Genomic DNA, 9,301 nt, shown 5'->3' with positions numbered 1-9,301 from the left:
CGCCAGTCCTGAGGCCACGCCGCCGGCCCTGAGGCCACGCCGGCCGGCCCCTGCGGCCACGCGGCCACGCCGGCCGGTCCCGAGGGTCTCGCCGCGCCCGGCACCGAAGCATCTGGACGGTGTGCCGGTGAACCGGACCGGCCGGTACGGCGTACCAGACGGTGACGGGCGTGACGGTCCTACCGTCGGGGTACTGGTCCGGCGTCGAGGCGGGAGGCACAGGGTGCGGGTAGGTGCGGGGCAGCGTAGCCGGGGGAGGCTCGCCGGTCTGGCGGTGGCGCTGGTGGCGGCCACCGCGTGCATGGTGGAGCCGGTGGGCGCGCCGCCCGGGCCCGCCGAGCCACCGGCCCCGGCGTCGCCGAGCACCGAGGTGACGCGCGCCGACGGCACCGACACCGTCGAGGAGTTCGAGCGGGACATGGCCGACGCCACGCGCCTGGCGGAACGGTACTGGGCCGAGTACTTCCGCGCCTCCGGCCGCTCGTTCCAGCCGATCCGGCGCATCATCCCGTACGAGCGGGACGGCGAGATCTCGTGCGGCGGGCAGGAGGTGCCCCGCAACAACGCGGTCTACTGCACCGTCAGCGACTACATCGCCTACGACGTCAACTGGTCGTTCCGGGCGTTCCGGCAGATCGGCGACGCGTTCGTGTTCTACCTTCTCGGGCACGAGTACGCGCACGGCGTCCAGACCCGCCTCGGCATCCGCTACACCTTCACCATCCAGCAGGAGTTGCAGGCCGACTGCATGGCCGGGGCGTACCTCGGCGACTCGGTACGCGCCGGCACGCTGACTCTCGACGAGGGTGACCTCGACGAGTTCACCGAGGGCCTGCTGGCCGTCGGCGACGATCCCGGCCAGCCGTGGTTCGCCGAGGGGTCGCACGGCACCCCGGAGCAGCGCTCCGAGATGTTCTTCCGGGGGTACGAACGCTCTCTGGCCGCCTGCGACATCGGTTGACGAAGGTCACCGTGCCGGATGGCGCGCGGCAGACGGCTCCGGCGGGCTGGAAGGATCGACCGGGTACCCGACCCGAGGAGGATCCGGTGAGTAGCGCCCGACCGGCCGCAGTGCTCTTCGACATGGACGGCACGCTGGTCGACAGCGAGCGGTTGTGGGACGTCGCCCTGCAGGAGCTCGCGGAGAGCTACGGAGGCACCCTCTCCGCCGACGCCCGTCGCGCGATCGTCGGCACCGGGATGGCCGACTCGATGCGTATCCTGCACGACGACCTGCGCCAGCCGCACCGGGATCCGCAGGTGAGCGCCGAGTGGATCAACGCCCGCATCCTGGAGCTGTTCCGCACCGGCCTGCAGTGGCGCCCCGGCGCGCTGGCGCTGCTCGGGGCCGTCCGGGAGGCCCGGATCCCGACCGCGCTGGTCACCTCCAGTGGCCGGGCCCTGGTCGAGATCGCCCTGGACACCCTCGGCCGGGATAGCTTCGACGTGGTGGTCTGCGGTGACGAGGTCGACTCCACCAAGCCGCATCCGGAGCCGTACCTGACGGCGGCGCGGCTGCTCGGCGTACCGATCGACGAGTGTGTGGCGATCGAGGACTCGGCGACCGGAGTGGCCAGCGCGGTCGCCGCCGGGGCGGCGGTCCTGGCCGTGCCGGCGGAGGTGCCCCTGAGCCCTCGCGACGGCGTACACCAACTGGAGAGCCTGGTCGCTGCGGACCTGGACCTGCTCGCCGCGCTGCTGAGGCGGGCGCCGCAAGGACCGTCGCGGGCCTGACGCCCCGGACCACGGACGAGCGACCGGGCCCCGGCACCATGTGGTGCCGGGGCCCGGTCGTCGTGCTCAGTCGTGGGCGATCGCACCCAGGACGTTGATCCGGGCGGCCCGGATCGCCGGCAGCACGGCGGCGATCACGCCGATGATCGCGGCCAGACCGAGGAAGAGTCCCATCTGGCCCCAGGGCAGCACCAGCTTGTTGATCCCCTCGCTGCGCAGCGCCTCGACCACCGCGGCACCGAGACCGGCGCCGACCACCACCCCGAGCAGCGCGCCGAAGACCGAGATCACCACCGCCTCGACGGTGATCATGCCCATGGTCTGCGAACGCCGCAGGCCGATGGCGCGCAGCAGGCCCAGCTCGCGGGTCCGCTCCAGCACCGACAGGGCCAGGGTGTTGATGATGCCGAGTACGGCGATCACGATGGCCAGCGCCAGCAGGATCTGGATCATCGTGAGCAACGTGTCGAGCTGACCGGCCTGCTGCTCCACGAAGGCGTTCAGGTCGACCACCGACACCTCGGGGCTGTCCGCCAGCAGCGTCTCGATGCGCGGCTGGACGTCGGCGACCGACGTGCCCGGTTCGAGCTGGATGAAGCCCTGGCTCGGCTGCGGCACGGTGAAGTTGCGGGCGACCTCCGTCGGCAGCACCATCTGCACGCCGGTGAACAGGGGAGTGTCCTCGAAGATGCCCGTCACGGTGTACGTGGCCGGCTCGCCCCGGGCCAGCTGCACCGTCGTCGTCGACCCGACCGACAGGTTGCGCGCCTTCGCGGTCTCCTCGCTGACCAGCATCTGCCCCGCGTCGATCCGGTCGATGTCACCGGAGGCGGCGGTGAGGCTGTAGACCTGGCGCAGCGCGGCCGGCTCGGTCACCGCGCCGACGAAGGTGCGCTCGTCACCGACCAGGGCCAGGTCGCCGTAGAGACCGTCGGCGACGCGTACGCCGGGGATCGTCTTGGCCTCTTCCAGCACCGCCGGGTCGAAGGTGGGCGGACGGGGACCGCTCTGCGCCCCGGCGATCACCAGCTCGGCCTTGATGCTGTCCCGGGCCAGACCGCTGATGCTGCTCTTGGCCGAGTCCAGGATCACCGTGATGCCGGTGACCAGGGCGATGCCGACCATCAGCGCGGCGGCCGTGATCGCGGTGCGGCGCGGGTTGCGACCCGAGTTGAGCCGGCCCAGCTTGCCCGGCACCCAGCCGGCGAAGACCGCGCCGAGTGCCGATACCACCGGCTTGCTGATCAGCGGCGTCAGCAGGGCCACTCCGATGAACGTGAACAGCACGCCGCCGAGGATGGTGGCCAGGGTGTTGCCGCCCGCGTGACCACCCAGCCCGAGGAAGAGCAGGACGGCACCGATCGCGGTCACCAGCGCCCCGGCAACGGTGATCTTGGTAAGCGGACGGTCCGGGGTGGCCACGTCCTGCATCGCCGCGATCGGCGGGATCCGGGCGGCCCGCAGCGCCGGCAACAACGCCGCCAGCACCGTGATCACCAGACCGACCGAGAAGGCGCCGATCACCGCCGACGCGGGCATGCTCAACCCGGTCAGCTCCAGGCCGCCGGAGATGGAGCTGAACACGTACGCCAGCAACGCGCCGACACCGAAGCCGGCCGCCAGGCCGAGCACCGAGGCGATCAGGCCGACGGCGATCGCCTCCAGCACCACCGAGCCGATGATCTGCTTGCCGCTGGCGCCCACGGCCCGCAGCAACGCCAACTCGCGGGTGCGCTGCGCCACGATGATCGAGAACGTGTTCAGGATGAGGAACGTACCGACCAGCAGCGCCACGGCGGCGAAGCCGAGCAGGATCCGGTTGAAGAAGGTCAGTCCCTCCTTCAGCCCGGCGGCGGCGTCGGCGGAGAGCTGCTCCCCGGTCTTGACCACGTAGTCGTCGCCGAGCGCCGCGGCCACGCTGTCGCGCAGCGCGTCGTCGGAGACGCCCGACGAGGCGGTGACCGTGATGTTGTTGAACACGTCCGGCTCGCCGAGCATCAGTCGCTGGGCCGTCGGGGTGGTGAACATGACCTCGTTGACGCCGCCGAGGGAGTCCCGGTCACCGCTGTAACCGAAGATGCCGACGATGGTGAAGTCCTGCCGGGGGCTGAGCGTGAGCACGCCCACCCGGTCGCCGACGGCGACCTTGCCCGCGTTCGCCAACGACTTGTTGATCACGATCTCGTCGTCGGCCCGGGGCTCGCGTCCCTCGCGCAACTGCACCAGATCGCTCTCGCCGACCCAGTTGCCACCGAGCTGCGGTGGCCCGAACGAGGCGACGACCTTGCCGTCGCCGCCGATCATCCGCGCGCCGTCGGAGACCACCACACCGGTGGCGTCGGCCACGCCCGGCACCGCCCGCACGGTCTCCACCGTGTCGGCCGGGAAGGGCGCCTGGACCTGTTCGCCCTCCATCTCGTTGACCGCGAGCTTCGGCTTCGCCGACACGCTGACGTCGACCTCCTCGTACGCCTCGGCGAAGAGTTGGTCGAAGGTGCGGCCGAGCGTGTCGGTGAGCACGAAGGCACCGGAGACGAACATGACGCCGAGCACCACGGCCAGGCCGGACAGGACCAGCCGGACCTTCCGCGCAAGGAGGCTCTTCAGAGTCGCCCGGAACATCAGCCGGCCACCTCGGCGGGCGTGTCCAGCTTCTTCATCGTGTCCAGCACCGTGTCGGCCGTGGGCTCGATCAGCTCGGAGACGATCTGGCCGTCGGCGAGGAACACCACCCGGTCGGCGTACGCGGCGGCGGTCGGGTCGTGGGTCACCATGACGATGGTCTGGCCGTGCTCACGCACCGAGTTCCGGAGGAAGTTGAGCACCTCCGCCCCGGCCCGCGAGTCGAGGTTGCCGGTCGGCTCGTCCGCGAAGATCACCTCGGGGCGGGCCACCAGCGCCCGGGCGCACGCCACCCGCTGCTGCTGACCGCCGGAGAGCTGTGCCGGCCGGTGGTCCAGCCGGTCCCGCAGACCGACCGTGTCGATCACGACGTCGTACCACGCCGTGTCCGGCTTGCGGCCGGCGATCGACAACGGCAGCAGGATGTTCTCCTTGGCGGTCAACGTGGGCAGCAGGTTGAACTGCTGGAAGATGAAGCCGATCTTGTCTCGGCGCAGCTTCGTCAGGCCCGCGTCACCGAGACCGGTGACCGTCGTGTCGCCGACGTGCACCGTGCCCCTGGTCACCGTGTCCAGCCCCGCGAGGCAGTGCATCAGCGTCGACTTGCCGGACCCGGACGGGCCCATGATGGCCGTGAACCGGCCACGCTCGAAATCGGCGCTGACCCCCCGTAGCGCGACGACCTGGGCCTCGCCGCTGCCGTACACCTTCCACACATCGCTCGCCCGCGCTGCGGCCGGTGCCGACTGGCCTGTCGTAGCGGTCACGTCTCGTACCTCTCCGTCGGTGTCGAATCGCGCCGCCCCCGCTGGTCCGGCACGAGTCCATCTTCTGTGCTGCCCGACGCGGTTCCGTCCGACTCCGGGCGGAGACGAGGCGGATTTCCGGGTGCGGGTACCCCCTAAGTGCCGTCAGGGTTGCCCCCGATCCCGCGCCGATCGGCCTCCCCCTCACGACCGGACGGGATCATCGTGCACCGTGCCGTCACGTGAGGGTCAACCGGTTTCCGTCACCGGCGGTCACTGTAGGTGACCAATGCAACGCGGACGTTACGCCCCGGGCCGGACCAGGCCCGACTCGTACGCCAGCACCACCGCCTGCACCCGGTCGCGCAGCCCGAGCTTGGTCAACACGTGCCCGACGTGGGTCTTGACGGTGGTCTCGCTCACCGACAGCGCGCGGGCGATCTCGGCGTTGGACAGCCCCCGGGCGACCTGCACCAGCACCTCCCGCTCCCGTTCGGTCAGCGTGCTGAGGCCCTTCGGGGGCGACGCCGCCGGATCGGGCAGGGACTCGGCGAAGCGGTCCAGCAGCCGACGCAGGATGCGCGGGGCCACCACCGCGTCGCCCGCGGCGACCGTGCGGATCGCGGTGACCAGGTCCTCGGCCGGTACGTCCTTGGCCAGGAATCCGCTCGCCCCCGCCCGCAGCGAGCCCACCACGTACTCGTCGAGGTCGAAGGTGGTCAGGATCAGCACCCGGACCGGCAGCCGCGCGTCGACGATGGCCCGGGTCGCGGTCACCCCGTCCATCCGGGGCATCCGGATGTCCATCAGCACCACGTCGGGCAGCAGCCGGCGGGACAGATCCACCGCCTCGGCGCCGTCACCGGCCTCGGCCACGATGTCCAGGTCGGTCTCCGCGCCGAGCACCATCCGGAAGCCGGTACGCAGCAGCGGCTGGTCGTCGGCGAGCAGGATCCGGATCGGTCGGCGCGACGGCGTCGCTTCGGTCATGTCGTCCTCCACGTCAGCCGTCACCCGGACGTCCCGGCGTCCAGCAGGGTCTCCACCGGGATCCTCGCGTGCACCCGGTAGCCGCCGCCGGGCCGCGCGCCGGTGCGCAGGACACCACCGTAGAGGGCGACCCGCTCCCGCATCCCGACCAGTCCGTGCCCGACCCGGTCGGTGTCCGGCATCGGTCCCCGACCGGTGTCGGTGACCTCGACCTCCACCGCGTCGTCGGCGAAGCTGACCCGGACCTGCGCGGTGGCCGTGCCGGCGTGCTTGAGCGCGTTCGTCAGCGCCTCCTGCACGATCCGGTACACGGTCAGCGCCTCGCCCTCGGCCAGCGCGGCGGGTGCGCCCCGCACCGTCAGCGTCACCGGCAGCCCGGCCTCGCGCACCTGCTCGGCCAGCGCCTCGATGCCGGCGATCCCCGGCTGCGGGGCCAGGTCGGCCGCCGGCTCCGCCTCGGTACGCAGCACGTCGAGGAGCCGGCGCAGCTCCCGCAGGGTGGCCCGGCTGGTCTCCTCGATGGTGCCGATCGCCTCCTCGGCGGCGTTCGGGTCCCGCCGCAGCACCCGCCGGACCCCGGTCGCCAGCACCCCCATCACGCTGACATGGTGGGCCACCACGTCGTGCAGTTCCCGGGCGATGCGTCGTCGCTCGTCGGCGACCGCCTGCTCGGCCAGGGCGCGCTGGGTGGCCTCGGCGATCCGGGCCCGCTCCCGCAACGCCTGGGTGCTGGCCCGCCGGGCGTGCACCGCCCGGCCCACCGAGAACGACACGACGCCGATCAGGAGGTTGTTCGCCACCAGGTAGGCGGGATTGACCTGCGGCATGGTCTCGAAGGGCGTGACCGTGGTGACCAGCGCGACCGGCACCCAGAGCACCACCGCCGCCACCACCGCCGGACGCAGCGGCCGGTACGCGGCCATCGTGTAGGTGAGCACCACGAAGGCGAAGCCCTGCGTCGCGGGGGAGATCTCCAGCGTCAGCGGTAGGGCCAGGATCGCCAGCGAGGCCACCACCGCCGGCCACGGTGCCGTCCGGCGCACCACCACCGGTGCGGCGCACACCAGGCTCCACCCCAGCGCGGCGAAGAGCGGCCGGGGCCAGAAGTCCCGTGGCGTCAGCAGGGTGAGCACGACCTCCGCGACCACCAGCCCGACAGCCAGCAGCCCGTCACCGGCCAGCGGGTGCCGCCGCAGCCACTCCCTCGGATCCGTACCCACGCTCCGACGCTATCCGCCCGTTCGGGCGAAAGATCGTCTCCTGCGGTGACCTGCTCTCCTCCCTGGGGAGGAGAGGTCCTAGTCGTCGGCGCCCGGAGGCGCCGGACGGGACCGGGCGTCGCGCAGCGGATCCGCCGTCGCCACCTGCTCGGGGAAGGGCGGTGGGGTGCCGCCGAAGGTGGGACACCGGGCCTGGTGGCTGCACCAGTCGCAGAGCCGGCTCGGCCGGGGCCGGAAGTCCTGATTGACGGTGGCCTGCTCGATCGCCCGCCACAACGCGACCACGGTGCGCTCGAAGCGCACCAGCTCCTCGGCGTCGGGGGCGTAGTCGCACACCTCGGCGTCCTTGAGGTAGAGCAGCCGCAGCACCTTGGGCACCACACCCCGGGTCCGCCAGAGCACCAGGGCGTAGAACTTGAGCTGGAACAGGGCGCGCGCCTCGAACGCCTCGCGCGGAGCGCCGCCGGTCTTGTAGTCGACCACCCGCAGCGCGCCGTCCGGTGCCACGTCGAGCCGGTCCAGATAGCCCCGGATCAACAGCTCGTCGTCGACCACCGCCGAGATCAGACTCTCCCGCTCGGCCGGCTCCAGGCGGCGCGGGTCCTCCACGGTGAAGTAGCCCTCCAGCAGCGCCGCCGCCGAGGTCAGGAACTGCGTCACGGCGGCCGGGTCGTCGCCCTCGAAGATCCCGGACAGCTCCGGCTGCTCGGTGACCAGCCGGTCCCACTGTGGTGCCACGAGGTCACCGGCCGCCTCCGGGGTGCGCCCGGCCGACGGCAGGTCGAAGAGGCGCTCCAGCACCGCGTGCACCAGTGTGCCCCGGGCCTGCTCCAGAGTGGTCCGCTCGGGCAGACGGTCGATGCTGCGGAACCGGTAGAGCAGTGGGCAGGTCTTGAAGTCGGCCGCCCGCGACGGTGAGAGTGAGGCGCGCACCGTCGCCGGCAACTGCGTCGGAGTCGGGGCCTGTTGGGTGATCACCGGATCCGCCGTCATGTCCCGAAGGTTAGGGCACGAGTGTGACAGGACCACCGGCACCGCACCGGGAGGTGATCTCCCGCCGCGTAGCATCGGGCCGGTGGAACAGAGGAGTCGACCGCGCGCCGGCCGGCGTCCGGGCATGCGGGTGGGCCGGGTCTTCGGGGTGCCGCTCTACCTGAACGCCTCGATCCTGCTGCTCGCCGTGCTGATCATCGTGCTCTACGGCGAACTGGCCGGCCAGCGCCTGCAACTCTCCCCGATCGGCGGTTACCTGGTCGGCGCCGGGTTCGTCGTGTCGCTGCTCGGCTCGGTGCTCCTGCACGAACTCGGGCACGCCCTGACCGCCCGGCGGTTCGGCATCGGCGTGCGCGGGATCACCCTGGAACTGCTCGGCGGGTACACCGAGATGGACCGGGAGGCCCCGTCCCCCCGGGTGGACCTCTACGTCTCGCTGGCCGGCCCGGCGGTCTCCGCGGTGCTCGGCGTGATCGCCGTCGCCGCCATGCTGGTCCTGCCCGACCGCACCGTGGCCGACCAGTTGGCGTTCCAACTGGCGGCGAGCAACATCATCGTCGCGGTCTTCAACATCCTGCCCGGCCTGCCGCTGGACGGCGGGCGGGCGCTGCGGGCGGTGATCTGGGCGGTCACCCGCAACAAGCACGCCGCCACCGAGGTGGCCGGCTGGGCCGGCCGGATCCTCGCCGTGGGCACCGCGCTGGTGGTGGCGGTGCTCTACGCGATGGACGTGCTGAGTCTGCTCGCCCTGCCGTTGACGGCGCTGGTCGCGCTCACCCTCTGGCACGGCGCCGGGCAGTCGATCCGGATGTCCCGGATCGGCCGCCGGCTGCCCCTGGTCGACCTGGCCCGGCTGGCCCGGCCGACCTTCGGCGTACCCACCGGCACCCCGCTCGCCGAGGCGCAGCGGCGCGCCGCCGAAGCGGTGCGGGAGGCGACCGTGGCGCTGCTGGTCACCGACTCGGCGGGCCGGTCGGTGGCGGTGGTGGACCCGGC

General features: G+C 72.1%; 8 protein-coding genes. 3 read left to right on the top strand and 5 right to left on the bottom strand.

The window, feature by feature from the left end; translation table 11 throughout:
• Positions 1-223 precede the first annotated feature (223 nt).
• Entirely contained in the window at positions 224-961 is a 738-nt protein-coding gene (locus tag EYA84_RS19785) for a neutral zinc metallopeptidase (RefSeq protein ID WP_131054535.1), read from the top strand.
• Positions 962-1,071: 110 nt separating this feature from the next.
• The gene (locus tag EYA84_RS19780; protein WP_131054536.1) at positions 1,072-1,734 is read left to right on the top strand and encodes an HAD family phosphatase; all 663 of its coding nucleotides are present in this window, start codon (positions 1,072-1,074) and stop codon (positions 1,732-1,734) included.
• 66 nt (positions 1,735-1,800) lie between these two features.
• On the opposite strand, the gene EYA84_RS19775 is transcribed toward EYA84_RS19780, so the two are convergent.
• The 5 genes from EYA84_RS19775 to EYA84_RS19755 form a co-directional block, all read right to left on the bottom strand.
• Positions 1,801-4,356, bottom strand: coding sequence for an ABC transporter permease (locus EYA84_RS19775; protein ID WP_131054534.1), 2,556 nt, complete (start codon positions 4,354-4,356; stop codon positions 1,801-1,803).
• Positions 4,356-5,123: an ABC transporter ATP-binding protein gene (locus tag EYA84_RS19770; protein ID WP_131054533.1), complete on the bottom strand. Its 768-nt coding sequence runs from the start codon at positions 5,121-5,123 to the stop codon at positions 4,356-4,358. Before EYA84_RS19770 ends, EYA84_RS19775 begins: the two co-directional genes overlap by 1 nt.
• A 282-nt stretch (positions 5,124-5,405) precedes the next feature.
• Complete coding sequence (locus EYA84_RS19765) at positions 5,406-6,092, bottom strand: response regulator transcription factor (protein WP_131054532.1); 687 nt, start codon at positions 6,090-6,092, stop codon at positions 5,406-5,408.
• A gap of 20 nt (positions 6,093-6,112) precedes the next feature.
• The gene (locus EYA84_RS19760; protein WP_131054531.1) at positions 6,113-7,312 is read right to left on the bottom strand and encodes a sensor histidine kinase; all 1,200 of its coding nucleotides are present in this window, start codon (positions 7,310-7,312) and stop codon (positions 6,113-6,115) included.
• Between the two features lie 78 nt (positions 7,313-7,390).
• Positions 7,391-8,305: a PD-(D/E)XK nuclease family protein gene (locus tag EYA84_RS19755; protein ID WP_131054530.1), complete on the bottom strand. Its 915-nt coding sequence runs from the start codon at positions 8,303-8,305 to the stop codon at positions 7,391-7,393.
• Positions 8,306-8,429: 124 nt separating this feature from the next.
• Between EYA84_RS19755 and EYA84_RS19750 the strand changes: the two genes are divergently transcribed.
• On the top strand, positions 8,430-9,301 hold an 872-nt coding region (locus tag EYA84_RS19750), incomplete at its 3' end, for a M50 family metallopeptidase (protein ID WP_236145855.1).

This window comes from Verrucosispora sp. SN26_14.1 (assembly GCF_004307965.1).
Classification (GTDB): Bacteria; Actinomycetota; Actinomycetes; order Mycobacteriales; family Micromonosporaceae; genus Micromonospora.
This window is presented reverse-complemented; position numbering and strand designations above follow the sequence as displayed.